This window comes from Sagittula sp. S175 (assembly GCF_049800975.1).
GTDB lineage: Bacteria > Pseudomonadota > Alphaproteobacteria > Rhodobacterales > Rhodobacteraceae > Sagittula.
In genome coordinates, this window is the sequence record NZ_JBNAGB010000002.1 from 79,863 (window position 1) to 99,815 (window position 19,953).

Consider the following 19,953-nt stretch of genomic DNA (forward strand, 5'->3'; position numbering starts at 1 on the left):
TCAACAAACCCGAGCCGTTCAGCGGCCGCCCCCGTGGCCTTAAATCTTCACCCCCCAGTTGGGCTTGAGAGATTAATACGGCATCGGACCGCCTCCCCGGAAGTGAAAAGTGGCGCAAACCGGGCAGCCGAGGTCCGCTTTGCGCCCCAATCTGGGCGGTCTGTACATATGGCGACAGAGGAAAATCGGGCGATTGTTCACGCTTGCGAAACGGAAAAATCGCCATTTCCTCAGGATTTAGCGGTTATCCACAATCGCCTTCGCCTCAGGCAGCGGTTTCGTCCCGCCGTTAACCAATATTTAAGAAACAATAATGCCTGCCCAAATTGTGGCCCGATTGCGCGCGGTCTTTAGTGACAGGCTCGCGATGTTTGTCCCAGCCCACGAACCAATCCCCAAGACTTGCGGAAATTGACCACCCAAGCCGCCGTCCAGAGGTAAAAGCAGCCCGAATCATTTGAGGAAAATCGGTCAGAACCGCCGCAATTCAGATCGCCACATTGGGACACCCCTGCCCCAATTCCGCCCGCTTTGCCGCCAAACCGCTACAAATCGTCCTGCCCCGCCGCACGGATCGACGCTGTTTCGGGCGCATTCCCCCCGCCAGACCGCCAATCCGGCGCAGATTGTGGCGGATGTCACCCACGCCCGGCCCCCCGAAGCCCGCGGCAAAGGGCAAATGCGGCAAGCTCGCCCCAATCAATGCCAAAGGCCCCCGGCATCGCACCGGGGGCCTCCTCGCTGCACCGCAACGAAGCCTCACTCCACGTAGATCATCTTCCGCGTCATACCGCCGTCGACCGTCACCACCTGCCCGGTCACAAATCCCGCGCCGGCCAGATACAGCACCGCCCCGGCGATATCCGCCACGCGCCCCGCGCGCCCCACCGGATGCTGCGCGTGATCCTCGTCCGACAGCGCGTCCCACTCACCGGTGACGATCCAGCCCGGCGCGATGGCATTCACCCGCACCTCTGGCCCCAGCGACACCGCCAAGGCCTGCGTCAGCCCCTCGACCCCGCCTTTCGACGCGCAATAAGCCTCGGTGTCAGGCTCGGCCATCCGCGCGCGCGTCGAGCTCAGGTTCACAACCGCCCCCCTGGCCCGCCGCAAATACGGCACCGCCGCGCGCACCATCAGGAAACTCCCGGTCAGGTTCACCCCGATCCAGCGGTTCCAATCCGCCAGCGACAGGTTCTCCACCGGCCCGCTGACCGGCCCGGCCACCCCGGCATTGTTCACCAGCAGGTCCAGTCCCCCGGACAGCGCATCCCGGCACGCATCAAAGGCCCGCGCCACCGCGCGCTCATCGGACACGTCGCAGACCACCTGCCGTCCCCCTCCACCCGCGTCAAAAGACAGGTCGAGCGCCAGAACCGTCCAGCCCTCCGCCTCCAGCCGCTCGCAGATGCCGCGCCCGATCCCGCGCGCGGCCCCTGTCACCATGGCAACCGGCAAGGCTCAGCCCGCCAGCGGCATCCGCCGCTCGACGATCTCCGCCCACCAGCTGCATCCCGCCGGGATGGCCTCGTCGTTGAAGTTGTACAAAGGGTGATGCACGTTCGCCGTGTCGCCGTTGCCCATCAGGATGTAGGCGCCCGGACGCTCCTCCAGCATAAAGGCGAAATCCTCGCCCCCCATCACCAGCGGCGCCTCGTTGCAGTCACCCGACACGGCCCGCGCGACCTCGGCGGCGAATTCGGTCTGCTCGTCGTGGTTCGCCATGACCGGGTAGTTGCGCTTGTAATGCACCTCGGCCTTGGCGCCAAAGCCCGTGGCGATGCCCTCGGCAATCTCGGCGATCCGCTTTTCCGCAAGGTCGCGGTTCTCGTTCGACATGGTCCGCACCGTGCCCATCATGTGCACCGAGGTCGGGATCACGTTGAACGACTTCGACGAGGTCTGGAACGAGCAGATCGACACCACGATCTGGCTGATCGGATCGGCATTGCGGCTGGCAATGGTCTGCAACGCCGTCAGGATCTGCGCCGCGCAGACGGTCGGGTCGATGGTCTCATGCGGTTTCGCCGCATGGCCACCCTTGCCGGTCACCGTGATCTCGATGTGATCGGCGGCGGCAAAAAACGCCCCCGACCGGATCGAGAACGCGCCCACCGGCTGCCCCGGCCAGTTGTGCATGCCATAGATCTCCTGCACGCCCCAACGCTCCATCAGCCCGTCGTCGCACATCTCCTTGCCACCGCCGCCACCTTCCTCGGCGGGCTGAAAGATCACCACGACGGTGCCGTCGAAATTGCGCGTCTCGGCCAGGTACTTGGCCGCGCCCAGCAGCATGGCGGTGTGGCCGTCATGACCACAGGCATGCATCGCCCCCGGCGTCTTCGAGGCATACTCGACGCCAGTCTGCTCCTCGATCGGCAAAGCATCCATGTCGGCGCGCAGACCAATCACCTTGCCCCCCTGCCCGCGCCCCTTGATGACGCCCACGACCCCGGTGCGCCCGATGCCGGTGACCACTTCGTCACAGCCGAAATCCTTCAGCTTCTCTGCCACCAGAGCACTGGTGCGGTGGGTTTCGAAAAGGATCTCGGGATGTTCATGAATATCGCGGCGCCAGGCGGTGATCTCGTCGTGCAACTCGGCGAAACGGTTCTTCACGGGCATTTGGGTCTCCTGTCGGGATGAGTCTCTGGGCCGGGGATGGCCTTCGCGCAGGAGCCTAATAAGATACATGCCGAGCGCAAGCATCTGGGCGGATATTTTTGATCAAACGGTCAGAGCCGCCGGTTCCCCGTGCAGTCCACCGCAACTTCCGCGCCACCCACACCTACTTTTCGCCCTCGCGTCGCTCGGGCGACCGGTCCTGAGTGTATAACCCTCGCGTCGCTCGGGCGACCGGCCCTCGGCTGACGCCTCGCGCCGTCGGAGGCTCTGCCTCCGAACCTCCGCGGTATTTTTATCAAGATGAAGGAGAAGAGCCCCCGGTTCCCTTCATCTTGATAAAAATACCTTGGGGGTTAGGGGGCAAAGCCCCCTTTCGCGCGCAGCGCGACAAACTGCGGTCGGAGATGAGGCAACGCGCTCCGACGACTTGACGCGCATCGGCCGGACGAAACCGGTCCTGTCTCAGGCGTTTCCATACAAAACTCTCGCGTCGATGCCCCGTGCGCCACAAACATCATCGGCGCACCCCACCTCAGATGTTCGGCCCCGGCACCAGCGGGCTGCCGTCGCTGAACCGCCCCAGCCGGAACCGCTCCAGCGAGACACCCGGATCACGCCCCAGCGCCAGGTCGGCCGTCACCCGGCCAAAGCCCGGTCCCGCGCCGAAGCCATGCCCGCACATCCCCGTGCAGACCACCAGCCCCGGCAATGTCTCGACCTCGTCGACCACCGGCACCACGTCCGGCAGCACGTCGATCATCCCGCCCCAGGCCGCCTGCGCCGCCACCTTGCCCACCTGGGGATACAGCATCGGGAATCGCTCAAGCAGGTCCGTCACCCGCGCCCGGTTCGGTCCGGGGTCAAGGATACGGCACCTCTCGAAGGGACTTTCCTCCGCCCCGCTCCAATGGCGCGGCGTGCCAAAGGCATCGGGCCAATGCGCGGGCTGGGGCTCCCTGAGCCGTACATCGAACGCGTCCGACAGCGCCAGCTTCAGGTACACCGGCAGATGCCGCAAGGCATCCGGCCCGGCGTACAACTCCGCGAACCCCGCAGGGGCGAGCGTATAGCCGCCATCCGCGCGCCGCCGGAAGGCGATTTCGCCATCCACGGACGCCGGAACCCCGAGGTCTGCCACCCGCCCCGTCGCACAGACCGTCGAGCGCACGGACAGCTGCGGAATATCCACCCCGTGCCGCCGCAGGAACAGCGACGACCAAGCGCCGCCCGCCAGCACGACCCGGTCGCAGCGCACCCGGCCCGCTTCGGTCACGACGCCGGCAACCTTGCCGCCCACCACATCCAGCCCCCGCACTGCGCAGCGCTCGCGCACCGTGACGCCCTCGGACACCGCCAGTCGCGCCAGCTCCGGCACGGCGACCCAAGGCTCGCCCTTCATATCCGTGGGCGTCAGCAGCCCGCCGCACCAGCCCGCATGGGGATAGCGCATCTCCCGCGCCATCTCGGCCCGGCCCATCAGGCGCGAGGACACGCCCGTCCCGCGCGCCGCCTCCAGCCAGCCCTCGAACCCGGCCATCTCCGCCTCGGAGCCCGCCAGATAGGCCACCCCCAGCTGCGCCAATCCCAACCGTCCGTGACACTCCGTATCTAGCGCCGTCCACAAGCCCTGCGCCTCCAGCGCCACGGGGATCTCGGCCAGATCGCGCCCCTGAACGCGGATCCAGCCCCAGTTCCGGGAGGACTGCTCGGCGGCCACCCGCCCCTTCTCCAGCAGCAAGACCGACGCCCCGCCCCGCGCCGAATAAAGCGCGGTGCAGACACCGATGACCCCGCCGCCGATCACCACCAGATCGACCGCCTCCGGCAGATCCGCGGCAAACTCCGGCGCCACCGGCAACAGAAACGGAAACCTCACGCGCATACCTCGACCAGTCGCGCCATGAAGCGCTGCCCCTCCTCCAGCTGCGCCACAGCCAGCGACTCATCGGGCTGATGCGCCACGGAAATCGACCCCGGCCCGCAGACGACGACCTTGTAGCCCGCCATCTGGAAATGGCTCGCCTCCGTGGCGTAACTCACGAAATTCTCGCTGTTATCGCCCGTCAGCCGCCGCACCAGCGCCTCGGCCCCGTTGTCCTCCACCGGCACGAAGGGCGGCAGCGAGAACCGCTCCGTCACTTCCACCCGCGTGCTGGGCACCACCGCCTGCATCTTCGCCTCCAGCGCCGCCACCTCGCGCACAAAGACCTCGCGCCACATGTCCAGCGTCTCCCCGGGCACCACCCGGAACCCCAACCCAAAGGAACAGTCCTTCGCCGTGATGTTATGCGCCGTCCCGCCCGAGATCGGCGCCACGTGCACATTGGTGTAGGGCGGATCGAACAGCGCCGCCATGCCCTGCGGCGCGACACCCGCCGCCGCCGCGTTCACGGCATTGGCCCACGAGATCAGTTCCGCGCCATACATGATCGCCGATACGCCGGTGTGCAGGATCGACGAATGCACCTCGTGACCATGCACATGCACCCAGTACGACAGCCCGCCCTTGTGACCCGTCACCGCCTTCATCATCGTAGGCTCCCCCACGATGACATCCGAGGCACGCGGCAACGCCCCCATCGCCTCGATCAGGTCCGGCACGCCGACGACCCCGATCTCCTCGTCATAGCTCAACGCCAGCTGGATCGGCCGCGAGACACCGCGATACCGCGCCTCCACCATGGCCCAGATCGACAGCGCCACGAATCCCTTCATGTCGCAGGCGCCGCGGCCATACAGACGCCCGTCCTTCTCGGTCAGCACAAAGGGATCAGTCGACCAGTCCTGCCCGTCCACCGGCACCACGTCCGTATGTCCCGACAGCACCACGCCGCCTTCGACCATCGGCCCGACATGGGCATACAGCCCCTTCCAGCCGGGATGCCCCGGCTTGTCGAACACGCCCGCCTCGATCCCATGCGAGGCCAGATACTCCGCCACCCAATCAATCAGCGGCCCGTTCGGATCACGCGATACGGTGGGAAACGCCACCAATCGCTCCAGCAGCGCCCGCGGCGTCAGCCTTTCAGCCATGTCTTTCCCCTTTACGGCACATGATGTCAGCCACCACGCCCGCCCTTCATCTTGATCCAAATACCCTCGGGGGAGTCGCGTCAGCGACGGGGGCAGCGCCCCCATCCCGCGATTTTTCCCCGAAAAAATCGCACCCGCCCCGTAACGGTTAATACCCCGACTCAGAGGTCAGCACGAAATGCCCCGGGTTCACCTCCGCGTAGACCGACGGCCCCGGCTCATGACCTGCGGGATGGATCGGCGAGGGGATCGGCTTGAAGTTCAGGTCCTTCTCCGATTTCCGCTGACGCGGGTCGGCGATCGGCACCGCCTTCATCAAGGCCTGCGTATAGGGATGGCGCGGGTCCTCGAAGACGGCGCGACGCGGTCCCAGTTCGACGATCCGGCCCAGGTACATCACCCCCACCTGGTGCGAGACCCGCTCCACCACCGCCATGTCATGCGAGATGAACACATAGCCCAGCCCCAGTTCCGCCTGCAGTTCCATCATCAGGTTCACCACCTGCGCCTGCACGCTGACGTCCAGCGCCGACACCGCCTCGTCCGCCACGATCAGCTTGGGGTTCAGCGCAAGCGCCCGCGCGATGGCGATCCGCTGGCGCTGGCCGCCGGACAGCTCGTGCGGATAGCGCATCATGAAGGACCGAGGCAGTTCCACCCGGTCGAACAGCATCGCCACGCGGTCCTGCCGCTCGGACTTCGAGCCCACACCGTAATTCACCAGCGGCTCCGCCACCTGGTCGGCCAGCTGCAACTGCGGGTTCAACGAGGCAAACGGGTCCTGAAAGATCATCTGCATCTCGCGCCGCGCCTCGCGCAGCTCCGCCTGCGACAGCGCCATCACATCCGTGCCGTCCAGATCGACCTTCCCGGCCATCGGCTCCACCAGCCGCAGGATCGACCGTCCCGCCGTGGACTTCCCGCACCCCGATTCCCCAACCAAAGACAGCGTCTGCCCCTTATTCAGAGTGAACGACAGGTCCTCCACCGCGTGCACATTCGCCACCGTGGTGCGAAAGAACCCGCCCTTCACCGGAAAGCGCGTGGTCAGCCCCTCGACCTTCAGCAGCACTTCGTCGGTGCCCGCAATCGGCGCAGTGGAATGCCCCTCCTGCCCCACCAGTTTCATCGGCGAAGGCAGGTCCGTGCCCTCCATCTCGCCCAGCTTCGGCACGGCCGCCAGCAGCGCCTTGGTATAAGGGTGCTGCGGGTTCTCGAAGATCTCCTGAACCGTGCCTTCCTCGACCTTGTTGCCCCGGAACATGACCACGACCCGGTCGGCCATCTGCGCGACCACCGCCATGTCATGCGTGATGAACATCACCGCCGTGCCGGTCTCGCGCTTCAGCCGGTCCATCAGGGCGAGGATCTCTGCCTGGATGGTCACGTCCAGCGCCGTCGTGGGTTCGTCCGCGATCAAGAGGCGCGGCTTGCAGGCCAGCGCCATGGCGATCACGATCCGCTGCCGCATCCCGCCCGACAACTCGTGCGGGTATTGCTTCAACCGCCGCTCGGGCTCCGGGATGCGCACCTGTTTCAGCAGGCTCAGCGCCTCCGCCTCGGCCTCGGCCTTGGACATGCCGCGATGCACCCGCAACCCTTCCGTCAGCTGCCGCCCCACGGTGAACACCGGGTTCAGCGCCGTCATCGGCTCTTGGAAGATCATGCCGATCTCGTTGCCGCGAATGTCGCGCATGGCGCGCTGGTCCTCGGTGGCAAGGTCCACGACCCCGCCGTCCTTGCGGTCGAACAGCAGCCGGCCCCCGGCAATCTCGCCGCCGCCGTATTCGATCAGCCGCATGAGCGACAGCGACGACACCGATTTACCCGATCCCGATTCGCCCACCACGCAGACGGTCTCGCCCGGGCCGATGTCGAAACTGACATTCTCGACCCCCGCGACCCTGCCGTTCTTGGTCTGGAATTCCACCCGCAGATTCTCGATCCGCGCGATGGGGCCCTTTGCCGTGGTGTCATCAAGCATGTCGTCTTTCCCCTGTCCGTCCCGAAGGCTAGTGGCGGCCCGCGCCCGGTGTAAAGCCCGCTTCTCGTGACGCCGCCCGCCGTCCGGCCCTGCGCCTCAATTTTCACCGCACCCCGAGTGTGCCCATTTTCGCATCACATGGAAACGGGCCTTAACCCCCGGAAATCCCCCCGCGAAGCGCGTCCCACCTGACCTTTCGGACAGGTTATTGACCAGATGGTCAAGAAAGCGAAGCCCTGACCCGAGGCAACGCTTGCAATTTAGGCGCGCTCGGTTTTCGATATGACCACGCGTGGGGATGTTTTGTGTCTGGGGGTCAAATACGGGTTGCAACACCCGTTGCCCCCTTGCAGCCTTTCCCACACAAACGACGCGGGCCGGAGGATACCGGCCCCGACCAACATGGAGATAGTCATGACTGTGAAGTCCTTGATGCTGGGTGCCGCGGCCGCCTTGGCCCTTGCCCCCGCTGCGTTCGCCGAACGCGGTGCGGACGGCGAAGTGAAAATCATCTACTGGCAGGCGCCCTCGATCCTGAACCCGTTCCTCTCGGGCGGCACCAAGGACGTCGAATCCGCCTCGATGATCATCGAGCCGCTGGCCCGCTTCGACCAGGACGGCAACCTCGTGCCCTGGCTCGTGACCGAGATCCCGACCGTCGAGAACGGCGGCGTGACCGAAGACCTGATGCAGATCACCTGGAAGATCACCCCGGGGCTCAAGTGGTCCGACGGCACCGACTTCACCTCCGAGGACGTGGCCTTCACCTATGAATACTGCACCCACCCCGAAGGCGGCTGCGCCCAGTTGACGAAGTTCGAACCCGTCGCCTCCGTCGAAACGCCGGACGAACTGACCGTCGTGGTCAAGTTCAAGGAAGCGACCCCCTATCCCTACACCGCCTTCGTCGGCGGCGAGAGCCCGATCCTGCAGAAGGCGCAATTCGCCAACTGCCTCGGCGCCGCGGCCTCGACCTGCACCGAGCAGAACTTCAACCCGATCGGCACCGGCCCCTTCGTGGTCGATGAATTCAAGCCGAACGACACCATCTCCATGTCGGCCAACCCGAACTACCGCGACCCGGCCAAACCGGCCTTCGCCAAGGTCACCTTCAAGGGTGGCGGCGACGCGGCAGCAGCCGGCACGGCGGTCATGGAAACCGGCGAATACGACTACGCCTGGAACCTCCAGCTTGCCCCCGATGTCATCGCCAAGATGGAAGCAGGCGGCAAGGGCGTGACCGTGGCAGGCTTCGGCCCGCTTATGGAGCGGATCGAACTCAACCACACCAACCCCAGCCCGGACCTCGGCCCGGACGAACGCTCGGTGATCCGTCCCCACCCGTTCCTGCAGGACCCGGCGGTCTACAAGGCCATGTCCATGGCCATCGACCGCCCGCTGCTGGTCGAAGTGGGCTACGGCAAGGCCGGCAAGCCGACCTGCTCCTACGTCCCCGCCCCCGAGGCCTACGCCAACGACCCCGAGGATTGCGCGGTCCAGGACATTGAAGGCGCCAAGAAGCTGCTGGATGATGCGGGCATCGTCGACACCGACGGCGACGGCATCCGCGAAAAGGACGGCGTGCCGCTGAGCATCCTCTACCAGACCTCCACCAACGCCGTCCGCCAGGACTTCCAGGCGCTCATCAAGGACTGGTGGGAGCAGATCGGCATGTCGGTCGAGCTGCGCAACATCGACGGGTCGGTCTTCTTCGGCGGGGATGCGGGTTCGCCCGACACCTTCCAGAAGTTCTACGCCGACGTGGAAATGTACGCCAACACCTTCAACGGCACCGACCCGCAGGCGTATCTCGCGAACAACCTCTGCGACAAGGCGCCGACCCCGGCGACCCAGTGGCAGGGCGAGAACATCACCCGCTTCTGCGACGAGGAATACGACGCGCTCTGGCTGGAACTGTCCAAGACCTCCGACATCGCCAAGCGCGAGGAAATCGGCAAGCAGATGGTCGGCATCATCTACGAAAAAGGCATGCAGATCCCGATCGTGCACCGTGGCCGCCTGTCCGCGCATTCCAACACCCTCGGCGGTGTGGTCCTGAACGTCTGGGACTCGGAACTGTGGAACGTGGCCGACTGGTATCGCGTGAAGTAACCTGATCGCCTCGCGGCGACCAGCGACCCAGGGCGGGGCCCCCTCTGCCCTGGGTTCACCAACAAAAAAAACAACAAGAACAATAAGACACGGGGACAGGGGCGCGCACGAATGCTTACCTACGCCACGCGACGGTTGATCCTATCCATCCCGACGCTGCTCTTCATCAGTTTCGTCATCTTCATGCTGCTGCAACTCGCCCCCGGCGATCCGATGGCACAAGTCCCGCTGACCGTCCCGCCCGAGGTCAAACAGAAGATGCGCGAGGCGCTCGGCCTCGGCGCGCCGCCTCTGGTGCAATACTGGAAATGGCTGGTGCAGGTCTTCTGGATCGAACCGCAGGTGTTCATCGACTGGTTGTTCGGCACCTCTCTTGCCGAAGGCAAGCTGCGCGTGATCTCCTGGCAGACCCGTTCGCCGGTGATGGACATCGTGCTCCAGCGCATTCCGCAGACGCTCTGGGTGGTGGGCCTGTCCTACGTGGTGGCGATCCTCATCGCCATTCCCATCGGCATCTACTCCGCCTACCGGCAATATTCGATCTTCGACCAGGCGGGCACCTTCGTGACCATGGTCGGCTTCTCGATCCCGCCCTTCTTCACCGGCCCGCTTCTGATCGTGGTTTTCTCCGTCCAGCTGGGCTGGTTCCCCTCGATCTACGACACCACGCTGGTGGTGGACGACTGGGCCAGCTTCAAGACGCAGCTGCAACAGATGATCATGCCCGTCATGGTGCTGGCGCTGCAGACCACCGCACAGCTCAGCCGCTACATGCGCGCCTCCATGCTCGACAACCTGGGCCAGGACTACGTCCGCACCGCCCGCGCCAAGGGCCTGTCCGAGGCGGTCGTCGTCGGCGTCCACGTCCTGCGCAACTCGATGATCCCGGTCGTCACGGTCATCGCCCTCGGCGTGCCCTCGATCTTTGGCGGCGCCATCATCACCGAAAGCGTCTTCAAGGTGAACGGCATCGGCCAGCTTCTCCTGACCGCGCTCTTTGCCAATGACCTGCCGATGGTCATGACACTCACCTTCATCTTTGCCGTGCTGATCGTCCTCTTCAACCTGGTGGCCGACGTCCTGTATGGCCTGCTCGACCCGAGGATCCGCTATGACTGACGGCCAGATTCCGCACCAGACTCCGGACCAGATCGCCACAGCCGCCGGCACGCCCGCCACCGCAACCGCCATCGGAGCGCTCAGGGACACCGGCCCCACCGCGCCGCCCACCTCGCGGGCGCGGGACATCTGGCAGCAGCTGCGCAAGCACAAGGGCGCCATGTTCGGCCTCACCTTCCTTATGCTGATAACCTTCGCGGTGCTCTTCGGCTCGCTGATCTGGACCGTCGATCCGCAAAAGCTCGACATCCGCAACAAGGACATGCGCCCGATCTACACCGCGCTCTGGGACGCCTCGGCAAAGGTCTCGTGGGAGAAGCCCCTCGGCTCCGACCAGCTGGGCCGTGACAACCTCGCGCAGCTTCTGGCGGGCGGGCGCACCTCCATGGCCGTCGGCTGGTCGGCCATGCTGCTGTCGCTTTTCATCGGCACGCTCATCGGGACGCTGGCGGGCTACTTCCGCCGTCTCGACGGGCCGCTCATGCGCATGACGGACCTGTTCCTCGCCCTGCCGATCCTGCCCCTGCTGCTGCTCGCCGTGACCCTGTTCCGGCAACCTCTGCGGGTGGCTTTCGGCCCCGAAGGCGGCATGTTCGTCCTCATCGTCGGCATCATCGCCCTGACCTCCTGGATGCCCACCGCCCGCATCGTGCGCGGCGACGTGCTGGCGATCAAGGAACGCGACTTCGTGCTCGCCGCCCGTTCCATCGGCTCGACCCCGGCGAAACTGATCCGCCGGCATATCCTGCCGAACATCCTCTCGCCCATCATGGTCTCGGCGGCGCTCGGCCTTGCCCGCGCCATCATCGAGGAATCCGCCCTCTCCTTCCTCGGCGTGGGCTTCCCCTCGGACTTCCCGACCTGGGGCAAGATGCTGGCCGACGCCGTTGTCCGCATGGAGGATTTCCCCGAACGCGTCCTGCTGCCCGGCATCGCCATCTCGCTGACCGTGCTCAGCGTGAACTACCTGGGCGACGGGTTGCGCGATGCGCTCGACCCGCGTATCCGGGGGCGGTAATTCAACCAGCGCGGCAGCCCTCCCGCTGCCGCGCGCCACTGGACGAGGTCATGCGCCATTACGCCGTCTTCCTTCGCGCCGTGAATGTCGGTGGCACCGGCAAGCTTCGCATGGACGACCTGCTCAAGATGGCCTCCGCGATCGGTGGCACTGCGCCCAAGACCCATGGCGTCTCGGGCAACCTCGTGCTGTCGACCGACGACAGTGCCGAACAGGTCCAGATGACCCTTGAGGAGCAGCTCCTCGCCTATGCCCGCAAACCCGTCGGCGTCCTCGTCCGCACCCTCCCGCAGCTGGACGCACTGATCGCGGCCAATCCCTTCCCCGAGGCGAACCCCTCCTTCCTCATCTGCCTGCTCACCGACGAAGACATCCCGGATCCGCTCCTGCCGGAGGCCCGCCACCACAGGACCGAGCTGATCGCCCCCGGTCCCGGAGCGATCTACCTGCACTACCCTGACGGGCAGGGCCGCTCCCGCCTGATCCTGCCACAGATGAAATCCGGCACCGCGCGCAACATGAACACGATCCGCAAGATGCGTGACCTGCTCGCCGTGCGCCGATGACCGCCGCTGCACGCAAATAAGAACACCCGTGCCCGGCCCCGCAGGACCCTGCGTCCCGCCGTTCCCCCAAGGCCGCGGCCCGCAAGGTCCACGTTTCCCGGCACGCCCGGTCAATCGGGAAATCGTTCCGCTTTTACGGCGGAAGCGCCCGGCCACCACCATTGAAACACGCCAAAACCTGCTTCAAATGGAACGATCATTCCATCGGAGACAGACCATGTACGAATCCCTCGGCTTCGAAGAGCTGACCGCGCCGCAGGCCGCCGTCTACTTCGCCGCGCTGATCGGCCTTGCCTACGGCATCCTCGCCGAGCGCACGAAGTTCTGTTTCCGCCGCGCACTGGTCGGCGAGGACCGCCGCTCCGCTGCGGGCGTCTGGTTCACCGCGCTGGCCTTCGCGCTGCTGGGCACGCAGGCCGCCGTGGCCGCCGGGCTCATCACCTTCGACGACCACCGCTTCCTGTCCTCCGACCTGCCGCTCGCCGCGATCCTCGTCGGCGGCGCGCTGTTTGGCGCGGGTATGGTGCTGACCCGAGGCTGCGCCTCGCGCCTGACCGTGCTGGCGGGCACCGGCAACCTGCGCGCCGTCACCGTTCTGGTGGTCTTCGCCATCACCGCCCACGCGCTGCTCAAGGGCGTGGCCGCACCGCTGCGCACCAGCCTCGGCGCGCTCACCGTGGATCTGGGCGACACCACCTCGCTGGCCGCGCTGCCCGGCGGCGCGCTGGTCTGGACCGCGCTGCTGATCGTCACCGCGCTGGCCATCGCCGCCCGCTCCGGCGCACGGCCGCTGACCCTGCTGGGCGCCGCCCTTCTCGGCCTGCTGGTCCCCGCCGCCTGGGTCGGCACCGGCTTCGTGCTTTACGACGACTTCGACCCGATCGCCCTCGAAAGCCTCGCCTTCACCTCCACCTGGGCCGACACGCTGTTCTGGACCATCGCCGCCAGCTCGATCCCCGCAGGCTTCGGCGTGGGCCTGATCGGAGGCGTCCTGACCGGCGGCTTCCTCTCTGCCGCCGCCGCGCGCCGCCTGCAGTGGCAAAGCTTCTCCACCCCGCGCGAAACCGGCCGCTACCTGAGCGGCGCCGTGCTGATGGGTGCGGGCGGTGTGCTTGCGGGCGGCTGCACCGTCGGCGCAGGCCTCGCAGGGGTCCCGACACTGGGCTTCGCCGCGCTTCTCGCGCTGGCCGCCATCGCCGCAGGCGCCCTGGCCACCAACGCGGTCCTCTCGCCCTCGGTCCGCCCTGTCCTGCAGCCCGCCGAATAACGGCCCCCCCCCCGGACAGCCCCGCAGACAGCCCCAAACAACACGAAAGCCCGCGGCATCCACCGCGGGCTTTTCGCATGTCGTCCCGGCAACCGGGTGTAAACAAAGCATAAGCGTGCTGGTACCCGAGGCCGGACTCGAACCGGCATGACCGTTAGGTCGGCGGATTTTGAATCCGCTGCGTCTACCATTCCGCCACTCGGGCACGCACGTCCATGTAGCCATACCCTCCGGGCAGGTAAAGAGGCATTGCGCATCCTTGACGCCCGTTTCACCACATGGTCTCTCCGCCGCAGGACACAGGAGACGCAGATGCGCAGGCTATACGACTGGACCATGGCACAGGCGCAGGGACGCAACGCGCTCTGGGTGCTGGCCTTCATTTCCTTCATCGAGGCCTCGGTCTTTCCGATCCCGCCCGACGTGCTGATGATCCCCCTCGTCCTCGCCGCGCCCCACCGCGCCTGGCTGATCGCGCTGGTCGCCACCACGGCCTCCGTCGCGGGCGGCCTCTTCGGCTACGGCATCGGCTTCTTCGCCTTCGAAGCCATCGGCCAGCCGATCCTCGAATTCTTCGGCAAGGCCGACAAGATGGCCGAGTTCAACCAGACCTTCAACGACGCAGGTTTCTGGGCGGTGCTGATCGCGGGCGTCACGCCCTTCCCGTTCAAGGTCATCACCATCATGTCGGGCTGGACCGCCATGCCGCTGGCCACCTTCATCACCACCGCCATCGTCGCCCGCGCGCTGCGCTTCTTCGTGGTCTGCGGGCTGCTGCGAGTCTTCGGCACACCCATTCGTGATTTCATCGAACGCTACCTCGGGCTTGTCTTCACCGCCTTCATCGCGCTTCTTGTCGGTGGCTTTTTCCTGCTGAGGTACATCTGATGCCCGACCTGACCACGGCGCTGAACCGCAAGACCCTGACCCTTCTCGCCACACTCGGCTCGGCGGCGCTTATACTCGGGGCCTGGGGCTTCCAGTACATCGGCGGCATGGCGCCCTGCAAACTCTGCTACTGGCAGCGCTACGGCCATTTCGGAGCGATTCTCTTCGGCCTTCTCGCCCTGTTCCTCCCCAACCGCCTCCTCCTTTGGTTGGGAGCCGCCGCAGCAGCCTCCTCCTCGGCCATCGCCATCTATCACACCGGTGTCGAACGCAAATGGTGGCTCGGCCCGCAAAGCTGCACCGGCTCCATGCCCCCCGGCCTGTCACCCGACGAGATGGTCGACTGGCTGAACAACCGCCCCGTGGTGGTCTGCGACGTGATCCCGTGGGAAATGTTCGGCCTGTCGATGGCAAATTACAACATCGCCGCCTCCGCCGTGATCGCCATCCTCTTTATCTGGGCATCGCGCAGCCGCGCCTGACCCAGACTCACCTGCATCTGGCCCACCTGCGTCCGGCCTACCCGCATCCCGCCCACCTGCGTAAGGCCCACTTGCATCCGGCCAAACCATTCCCCACCAAACAGGCCCGGCGCCCCGCCACGCGCGCCGCCACGCAACCAGCGTAGCACCCGAACCCAACCCCCAGCGTATCCTCACCGCCGCGCCCCCCTGAACGGGCGCGGCGCGCCGCCCATGCCAACCACCGTCCCCCGCCGCCCCACCACGCCCGACGGCGCAGACCCTTGCGCCACGCCCTGCCTTCATCTTGATCCAAATACCCGCGGGGGAGTCGCGTCAGCGACGGGGGCAGCGCCCCCACGCGGGCACGGCCCGCGCCACCCGATGCGGCTCCGCCAGATCGAAACCACACCTCCAACCCGATTGGCGCGCCCCTCCGACCGATCCGGCACAGCCATCGAAACCCTTCGAAAACCGCCCCTAAACCCCGGTTTCAAGCCCCTAAACCAAAGTCCAATGCCCCGGAACACCGCCTCCAGTCCAGTTTTCGGGGGCCGTCACAGCTGCCAGGTGTTCGTCATCGACAGGCCACGCTGCCTGCCGCGTCACTCAAGACAGACACAACACATACCGGAGCTTACCCAATGACCCGCATCCTCCTCTCCACCGCCCTCGTCACCCTGCTGGCCGCGCCGGTCTTCGCCGAAGAAGGCAGCCTGCTGCTGGACGAAGGCATCAAGGCCCGCATCACCGCGCAGCTGACCGCGCAAGGCTACGAAGTCCGCAAGATCCAGATCGAAGACGGCGAATACGAAGCCTACGCCATGAAAGACGGCCAGAAGTACGAAGTCTTCATGGACAAGGACCTGAACATCCTGCGCACCAAGGACTGATCGGGAACAGCTACGGCAGCCGCCTTCATCGGGACGGATCCAAAGACCTGTCCCGACCGGATCCCAGCCCTGATCCGGAGCCTGTCCCGCAGCGGCATGTCGTCAGACCGGGGGTTCCCCAACCCCCGGTCCCCCTCTCCCCCGTCCTCGCACCCGTCCTCGCCCCCGCCCTCTCCCATGCAACCGGACGTCCAGTCCCTCCCTTTTCCAACCCGCCCATTCAACCCGAGGTTTCCGCAATGACCCATCACCGCGTCTGGGACCCGCTCGTGCGGCTGTTCCACTGGAGCACGGTCCTGCTCTTCGCCGCCAACGCCTTTGTCACCGACCCCGAAAGCGACCTGCATCTCTACCTCGGCTATACCGTGGCCGCCCTGCTGGCGATCCGCATCGTCTGGGGCTTCGTTGGCCCGGCCACCGCCCGCTTCCTGCACTTCCTGCCGACTCCGGCCGGAGTCACGCAGCAGCTCTCCGACATGGTCACCGGCCGCAAGCGCGCGCATCTCGGCCACACACCGCTGGGCGCGCTGATGATCTTCAACCTGCTGCTGTCCCTGGCAGGCATCGCCCTGACCGGCTACATGATGGGCACCGACACCTTCTTTGGCATCGAATGGGTGGAAGAAGCCCATGAGCTGCTCGTCACCTGGGCCGAGATCTCGGTCGTCCTGCACGTCGCCGCCGTGATCTGGGAAAGCCGCCGCACCGGCGTCAACCTGACGCGCGCCATGGTGACAGGTGTCAAGGACGTGCCGAATGGTCTACAGATCGAACCATGACCAAGAACGCCCCCCTCGGCTTGCTGGCCCTGATCGTTGCCCAGACGCTCTGCGCGTTGTTCTTCTTCTCCGACGTCTTTGCTGACGCGCTCGAGAAGTGGCCGAACTTCGTCACCGTGCACATCGTCGTCGAAGCCATCGCATCGGTCGTCCTGCTGATCGGGGTGGCTTTCGAGAGCCGCATGCTCATCAACCTGCTCCGCCGCGAGGCCCATCTGAAGGAACAGCTCAGCCTCGCCGCCGGAGCCTTCCACGACATCGTCACCCAGCGGTTCCACGAATGGGGCCTGACCCCCTCGGAACAGGACGTGGCGCTGTTCACCCTCAAGGGCCTCGCCATCCCAGAGATCGCCGCGGTCCGCGGCAGCGCCGAGGGCACGATCAAGGCGCACCTCGGCGCCATCTACCGCAAGGCCGGCGTCAACGGACGCGGCGCCTTCCTCGCCCTGTTCATCGAGGAACTCATGGTCGGCCCCGCCCAGCCGGAACAGGCCGCCGCCTGACGCAGCGCGTTCAGCAACCCACCGCCCGCGCCGCCGAAAGACCGGCACGGCGACGTGGCGCAGGCGTCCGTCCTGCGGCGTGGCCTTGCCCGCCACGCAAAGCCCGCCACGCACGACCGCCTGCGCGTCAGGGCGTGACAGCGCCCCCCGTCTCTGGCATCACCAACCGGCACGACCGGAGCCCGCGCCATGAACAACACCCTCGCCCTCGTCCTCGGCGCGATGATCGCAGTCTTTCTCGCGGTTGATTTCATGGTCTTCGACTGGGCAAACACCATCTTCCTGGGACGCAAACTGTTTTGGCTGATTGACTACATCGCCTTCTGGCGGTGACACTGGTGCCGGGTTGACTCTTTGGCCCCCAAATGCATGTTAGCGCTAAAGTTCCGGGCGAAGCCCCGGGGCGAATTGGCCGGAACCTCCTCCCCCCGGCAAGACACCAGCGAAAAGGGGTTTGTCCCATGACTGTCACCGTCGCCATCAACGGCTTTGGCCGCATCGGCCGCAACGTGCTGCGCGCCATCATCGAATCCGGCCGCACCGATATCGAAGTGGTCGCGATCAACGACCTTGGCCCGGTGGAAACCAACGCCCACCTGCTGCAATACGACAGCGTGCATGGCCGCTTTCCGGTCGAGGTGAAGCACACCGACGACACGATCGACGTGGGCCGTGGCCCGATCAAGGTCACCGCGATCCGTGACCCGCGCGACCTGCCCTGGGGCAATGTCGACATCGCGCTGGAATGCACCGGCATCTTCACCGCCCGCGACAAGGCGGCAATCCACCTGGAAAACGGCTCCAAGCGCGTGCTGATCTCCGCCCCCGGCGACGGCGCGGACAAGACCATCGTCTACGGCGTCAACGACTCCGTGCTGACTGCCGAGGACATCGTCGTGTCCAACGCCTCCTGCACCACCAACTGCCTCTCGCCGGTGGCCAAGGTGCTGAACGACACGGTGGGCATCGTGAAGGGCTTCATGACCACCGTGCACAGCTACACCGGCGACCAGCCGACGCTGGACACCATGCACAAGGACCTCTACCGCGCCCGCGCGGCGGCCCTGTCGATGATCCCCACCTCCACCGGCGCGGCCAAGGCCGTGGGCCTCGTGCTCCCGGAACTCAAGGGCAAGCTGGACGGCGTCGCCATCCGCGTCCCGACGCCGAACGTGTCCGTGGTGGACCTGACCTTCGAGGCCGCCCGCGCCACCACCGTCGAGGAAATCAACGACGCCATCCGCGCCGCCGCCAACGGCCCGCTGAAGGGCGTTCTGGGCTACACGGACAAGAAGCTCGTCTCCAGCGACTTCAACCACGACCCGCATTCCTCGATCTTCCACTGCGACCAGACCAAGGTCATGGAAGGCACCATGGTCCGCATCCTGACCTGGTACGACAACGAATGGGGCTTCTCCAACCGCATGGCGGACACCGCCGTGGCGATGGGCAAGTTGATCTGATCCACCACGGAATCGAGCAACACGGCACGGGGCCCCACGCGGGCCCCGATTTCTTTGCAAGAAATCGTTCCGGAAACTTTTCAAGTTTCCGCCCCAGGCTCAGGCCACGGCGTGCCTGTTCAGCGGCGCCGCTGTCGGTGCTGTCGGATGCGAGGGGCCAGCCCCTCGCGCTCCCCGAGGGTATTTGGATCAAGATGAAGGGGAAAGCGTGGCGCGCCCTCAGTCCCGGCGCGCGAGGGCCAGCTCCGGCAGGGCGATGGCCGCCAGCAGGACACCCGTTGCTGTGAACAGCCAGTGTCCGACGATGGCATAGGCCAGCGTGCCCAGCACGCCCCCCACCGCGAAACAGGCCAGCGTCAGGCTGTGCAGCACCAGTTTGGGTCGGGCGTCGTCGCGCAGCCGCGGGCTGCCCAGCAGCGCCGCCAGCTCGATGCCGATATCCGTCGCCATGCCCGAGACATGCGTCGTGCGCACCCGTGCGCGCGAGATCACCGTTGTGACCGCATTCTGCAATCCCATGACAAAGCTCAGGACGATGACCACATGGGTCTCGGCCGGCCCTCCGGTGGCGGCCAGCAGCGCGCCCAGTCCCAGCAGGATGGCCGCCTCGGCCGCCACGGCCAGCGCATAGGTCTCGCGCACGCCCAGACGTTCGCCCCACTGGATCCCCAGCGCCGCCAGCGCCGCCCCGGTAATGAAGGCCAGCACCAGCCCCGCAAAGGACAACGCCAGCAGCACCTGCCCCTGCACCAGCGTTTCCGACACCATCGACAGGTTCCCCGTCTGGTTCGCCGTGAAGGAGCCCGCCACCACGAACCCCGCCGCGTTCAGCGCCCCGGCCACCAGAGACAGCAGCCCCGCCAGACCAAGGTCCATCCTCTGGGTCCGCGCCTCTCCGGTCCGTATCAGCATGCCTGTCGCGTCTCTCTCGTCGCTCTCACCGGAACGCTACGCCCGGTGTACCGCCGCGCCTAGTCCCCCAGGTTCCCCGGCGATGAAAAAAGGCGCCATCCTGATGGGGTGGCGCCTTTTCGGTTCGCGAGTGGTGTTTGTGGGGTGGCATCAGCCACCGTAGACCGCCTGATACGCGATGCGCGGCAGGTCGGCGCGGGACATGTTCAGGTCGCGCATGTCGGCTTCGGTCATGGTCTCGAGTTCGGTCAGGGTGCGGCGGTACTGCGCGTTCTTGGCCATGCGGTCGCGGAGGTTGGAAATCAGGGTCATCGTCGTGCCTCGTGTCGA

General features: G+C 66.1%; 19 protein-coding genes and 1 tRNA gene. 12 read left to right on the forward strand and 8 right to left on the reverse strand.

Annotated elements, in window-relative coordinates; genetic code table 11:
* Nucleotides 1-759: 759 nt before the first annotated feature.
* The 5 genes from ACP16H_RS03475 to ACP16H_RS03495 form a co-directional block, all read right to left on the reverse strand.
* Nucleotides 760-1,458 carry an SDR family NAD(P)-dependent oxidoreductase gene (locus ACP16H_RS03475; protein ID WP_425070861.1) on the reverse strand — a complete coding sequence of 233 codons (699 nt, stop codon included), beginning with the start codon at nucleotides 1,456-1,458 and terminating at the stop codon, nucleotides 760-762.
* Nucleotides 1,459-1,461: 3 nt separating this feature from the next.
* Nucleotides 1,462-2,625 (reverse strand): M20 aminoacylase family protein, encoded by a 1,164-nt coding sequence (locus tag ACP16H_RS03480; RefSeq protein ID WP_425070862.1) that lies wholly within the window; start codon nucleotides 2,623-2,625, stop codon nucleotides 1,462-1,464.
* A 532-nt stretch (nucleotides 2,626-3,157) separates the two neighbouring features.
* Complete coding sequence (locus ACP16H_RS03485; protein WP_425070863.1) at nucleotides 3,158-4,507, reverse strand: NAD(P)/FAD-dependent oxidoreductase; 1,350 nt, start codon at nucleotides 4,505-4,507, stop codon at nucleotides 3,158-3,160.
* Nucleotides 4,498-5,658, reverse strand: a complete 1,161-nt coding sequence (argE, locus tag ACP16H_RS03490) for an acetylornithine deacetylase (RefSeq protein WP_425070864.1) — start codon at nucleotides 5,656-5,658, stop codon at nucleotides 4,498-4,500. The genes ACP16H_RS03485 and argE overlap by 10 nt, the downstream gene beginning before the upstream one ends.
* A 148-nt stretch (nucleotides 5,659-5,806) precedes the next feature.
* The gene (locus ACP16H_RS03495; protein ID WP_425070865.1) at nucleotides 5,807-7,642 is read right to left on the reverse strand and encodes an ABC transporter ATP-binding protein; all 1,836 of its coding nucleotides are present in this window, start codon (nucleotides 7,640-7,642) and stop codon (nucleotides 5,807-5,809) included.
* A gap of 414 nt (nucleotides 7,643-8,056) precedes the next feature.
* On the opposite strand from ACP16H_RS03495, the gene ACP16H_RS03500 reads away from it, so the two are divergent.
* From ACP16H_RS03500 to ACP16H_RS03520, 5 genes are all read left to right on the forward strand, one after another.
* Complete coding sequence (locus tag ACP16H_RS03500) at nucleotides 8,057-9,754, forward strand: peptide ABC transporter substrate-binding protein (protein ID WP_425070866.1); 1,698 nt, start codon at nucleotides 8,057-8,059, stop codon at nucleotides 9,752-9,754.
* Nucleotides 9,755-9,865: 111 nt separating this feature from the next.
* Nucleotides 9,866-10,873 (forward strand): ABC transporter permease, encoded by a 1,008-nt coding sequence (locus tag ACP16H_RS03505; RefSeq protein ID WP_425070867.1) that lies wholly within the window; start codon nucleotides 9,866-9,868, stop codon nucleotides 10,871-10,873.
* Nucleotides 10,866-11,891 (forward strand): ABC transporter permease, encoded by a 1,026-nt coding sequence (locus ACP16H_RS03510; protein WP_425070868.1) that lies wholly within the window; start codon nucleotides 10,866-10,868, stop codon nucleotides 11,889-11,891. The genes ACP16H_RS03505 and ACP16H_RS03510 overlap by 8 nt, the downstream gene beginning before the upstream one ends.
* 50 nt (nucleotides 11,892-11,941) lie before the next feature.
* Entirely contained in the window at nucleotides 11,942-12,457 is a 516-nt protein-coding gene (locus tag ACP16H_RS03515) for a DUF1697 domain-containing protein (protein ID WP_425070869.1), read from the forward strand.
* A 217-nt stretch (nucleotides 12,458-12,674) separates the two neighbouring features.
* Entirely contained in the window at nucleotides 12,675-13,724 is a 1,050-nt protein-coding gene (locus tag ACP16H_RS03520; protein ID WP_425070870.1) for a YeeE/YedE family protein, read from the forward strand.
* A gap of 119 nt (nucleotides 13,725-13,843) precedes the next feature.
* Here ACP16H_RS03520 and ACP16H_RS03525 read toward each other — a convergent pair.
* Nucleotides 13,844-13,929 (reverse strand) — tRNA-Leu (locus tag ACP16H_RS03525).
* 107 nt (nucleotides 13,930-14,036) lie between these two features.
* Here ACP16H_RS03525 and ACP16H_RS03530 point away from each other — a divergent pair.
* The 7 genes from ACP16H_RS03530 (at nucleotide 14,037) to gap (ending at nucleotide 18,711) form a co-directional block, all read left to right on the forward strand.
* Nucleotides 14,037-14,612 carry a YqaA family protein gene (locus ACP16H_RS03530; protein WP_425070871.1) on the forward strand — a complete coding sequence of 192 codons (576 nt, stop codon included), beginning with the start codon at nucleotides 14,037-14,039 and terminating at the stop codon, nucleotides 14,610-14,612.
* Nucleotides 14,612-15,094 carry a disulfide bond formation protein B gene (locus ACP16H_RS03535; RefSeq protein WP_425070872.1) on the forward strand — a complete coding sequence of 161 codons (483 nt, stop codon included), beginning with the start codon at nucleotides 14,612-14,614 and terminating at the stop codon, nucleotides 15,092-15,094. The genes ACP16H_RS03530 and ACP16H_RS03535 overlap by 1 nt, the downstream gene beginning before the upstream one ends.
* A 623-nt stretch (nucleotides 15,095-15,717) precedes the next feature.
* Nucleotides 15,718-15,966 (forward strand): PepSY domain-containing protein, encoded by a 249-nt coding sequence (locus tag ACP16H_RS03540; RefSeq protein WP_425070873.1) that lies wholly within the window; start codon nucleotides 15,718-15,720, stop codon nucleotides 15,964-15,966.
* A gap of 239 nt (nucleotides 15,967-16,205) precedes the next feature.
* A complete protein-coding gene (locus tag ACP16H_RS03545; protein ID WP_425070874.1) occupies nucleotides 16,206-16,745 on the forward strand; it encodes a cytochrome b/b6 domain-containing protein in 540 nt (179 codons plus the stop codon).
* Nucleotides 16,742-17,248 (forward strand): helix-turn-helix transcriptional regulator, encoded by a 507-nt coding sequence (locus ACP16H_RS03550; RefSeq protein WP_425070875.1) that lies wholly within the window; start codon nucleotides 16,742-16,744, stop codon nucleotides 17,246-17,248. Before ACP16H_RS03545 ends, ACP16H_RS03550 begins: the two co-directional genes overlap by 4 nt.
* 189 nt (nucleotides 17,249-17,437) lie before the next feature.
* Nucleotides 17,438-17,581, forward strand: coding sequence for a hypothetical protein (locus ACP16H_RS03555; RefSeq protein ID WP_425070876.1), 144 nt, complete (start codon nucleotides 17,438-17,440; stop codon nucleotides 17,579-17,581).
* A 128-nt stretch (nucleotides 17,582-17,709) separates the two neighbouring features.
* On the forward strand, nucleotides 17,710-18,711 hold the full coding sequence (gene gap, locus ACP16H_RS03560) for a type I glyceraldehyde-3-phosphate dehydrogenase (protein WP_425070877.1): 1,002 nt from the start codon (nucleotides 17,710-17,712) through the stop codon (nucleotides 18,709-18,711).
* A 219-nt stretch (nucleotides 18,712-18,930) separates the two neighbouring features.
* Here the strand turns inward: gap and ACP16H_RS03565 are convergent, their stop codons facing one another.
* Together ACP16H_RS03565 and ACP16H_RS03570 are read right to left on the reverse strand one after the other, a co-directional pair.
* A complete protein-coding gene (locus ACP16H_RS03565; RefSeq protein ID WP_425070878.1) occupies nucleotides 18,931-19,623 on the reverse strand; it encodes a YoaK family protein in 693 nt (230 codons plus the stop codon).
* Nucleotides 19,624-19,773: 150 nt separating this feature from the next.
* The gene (locus ACP16H_RS03570) at nucleotides 19,774-19,935 is read right to left on the reverse strand and encodes a DUF1127 domain-containing protein (RefSeq protein ID WP_425070879.1); all 162 of its coding nucleotides are present in this window, start codon (nucleotides 19,933-19,935) and stop codon (nucleotides 19,774-19,776) included.
* Between the last annotated feature and the right edge of the window lie 18 nt (nucleotides 19,936-19,953).

Excerpts from the sequence above, each read along its gene's own strand:
- ACP16H_RS03480 (WP_425070862.1), bottom strand. The coding sequence starts at position 2,625 with ATGCCCGTGAAGAACCGTTTCGCCGAGTTGCACGACGAGATCACCGCC.
- ACP16H_RS03485 (WP_425070863.1), bottom strand. The coding sequence starts at position 4,507 with ATGCGCGTGAGGTTTCCGTTTCTGTTGCCGGTGGCGCCGGAGTTTGCC.
- argE (WP_425070864.1), bottom strand. The coding sequence starts at position 5,658 with ATGGCTGAAAGGCTGACGCCGCGGGCGCTGCTGGAGCGATTGGTGGCG.
- ACP16H_RS03495 (WP_425070865.1), bottom strand. The coding sequence starts at position 7,642 with ATGCTTGATGACACCACGGCAAAGGGCCCCATCGCGCGGATCGAGAAT.
- ACP16H_RS03500 (WP_425070866.1), top strand. The coding sequence starts at position 8,057 with ATGACTGTGAAGTCCTTGATGCTGGGTGCCGCGGCCGCCTTGGCCCTT.
- ACP16H_RS03505 (WP_425070867.1), top strand. The coding sequence starts at position 9,866 with ATGCTTACCTACGCCACGCGACGGTTGATCCTATCCATCCCGACGCTG.
- ACP16H_RS03510 (WP_425070868.1), top strand. The coding sequence starts at position 10,866 with ATGACTGACGGCCAGATTCCGCACCAGACTCCGGACCAGATCGCCACA.
- ACP16H_RS03515 (WP_425070869.1), top strand. The coding sequence starts at position 11,942 with ATGCGCCATTACGCCGTCTTCCTTCGCGCCGTGAATGTCGGTGGCACC.
- ACP16H_RS03520 (WP_425070870.1), top strand. The coding sequence starts at position 12,675 with ATGTACGAATCCCTCGGCTTCGAAGAGCTGACCGCGCCGCAGGCCGCC.
- ACP16H_RS03530 (WP_425070871.1), top strand. The coding sequence starts at position 14,037 with ATGCGCAGGCTATACGACTGGACCATGGCACAGGCGCAGGGACGCAAC.
- ACP16H_RS03535 (WP_425070872.1), top strand. The coding sequence starts at position 14,612 with ATGCCCGACCTGACCACGGCGCTGAACCGCAAGACCCTGACCCTTCTC.
- ACP16H_RS03540 (WP_425070873.1), top strand. The coding sequence starts at position 15,718 with ATGACCCGCATCCTCCTCTCCACCGCCCTCGTCACCCTGCTGGCCGCG.
- ACP16H_RS03545 (WP_425070874.1), top strand. The coding sequence starts at position 16,206 with ATGACCCATCACCGCGTCTGGGACCCGCTCGTGCGGCTGTTCCACTGG.
- ACP16H_RS03550 (WP_425070875.1), top strand. The coding sequence starts at position 16,742 with ATGACCAAGAACGCCCCCCTCGGCTTGCTGGCCCTGATCGTTGCCCAG.
- ACP16H_RS03555 (WP_425070876.1), top strand. The coding sequence starts at position 17,438 with ATGAACAACACCCTCGCCCTCGTCCTCGGCGCGATGATCGCAGTCTTT.
- gap (WP_425070877.1), top strand. The coding sequence starts at position 17,710 with ATGACTGTCACCGTCGCCATCAACGGCTTTGGCCGCATCGGCCGCAAC.
- ACP16H_RS03565 (WP_425070878.1), bottom strand. The coding sequence starts at position 19,623 with ATGCTGATACGGACCGGAGAGGCGCGGACCCAGAGGATGGACCTTGGT.
- ACP16H_RS03570 (WP_425070879.1), bottom strand. The coding sequence starts at position 19,935 with ATGACCCTGATTTCCAACCTCCGCGACCGCATGGCCAAGAACGCGCAG.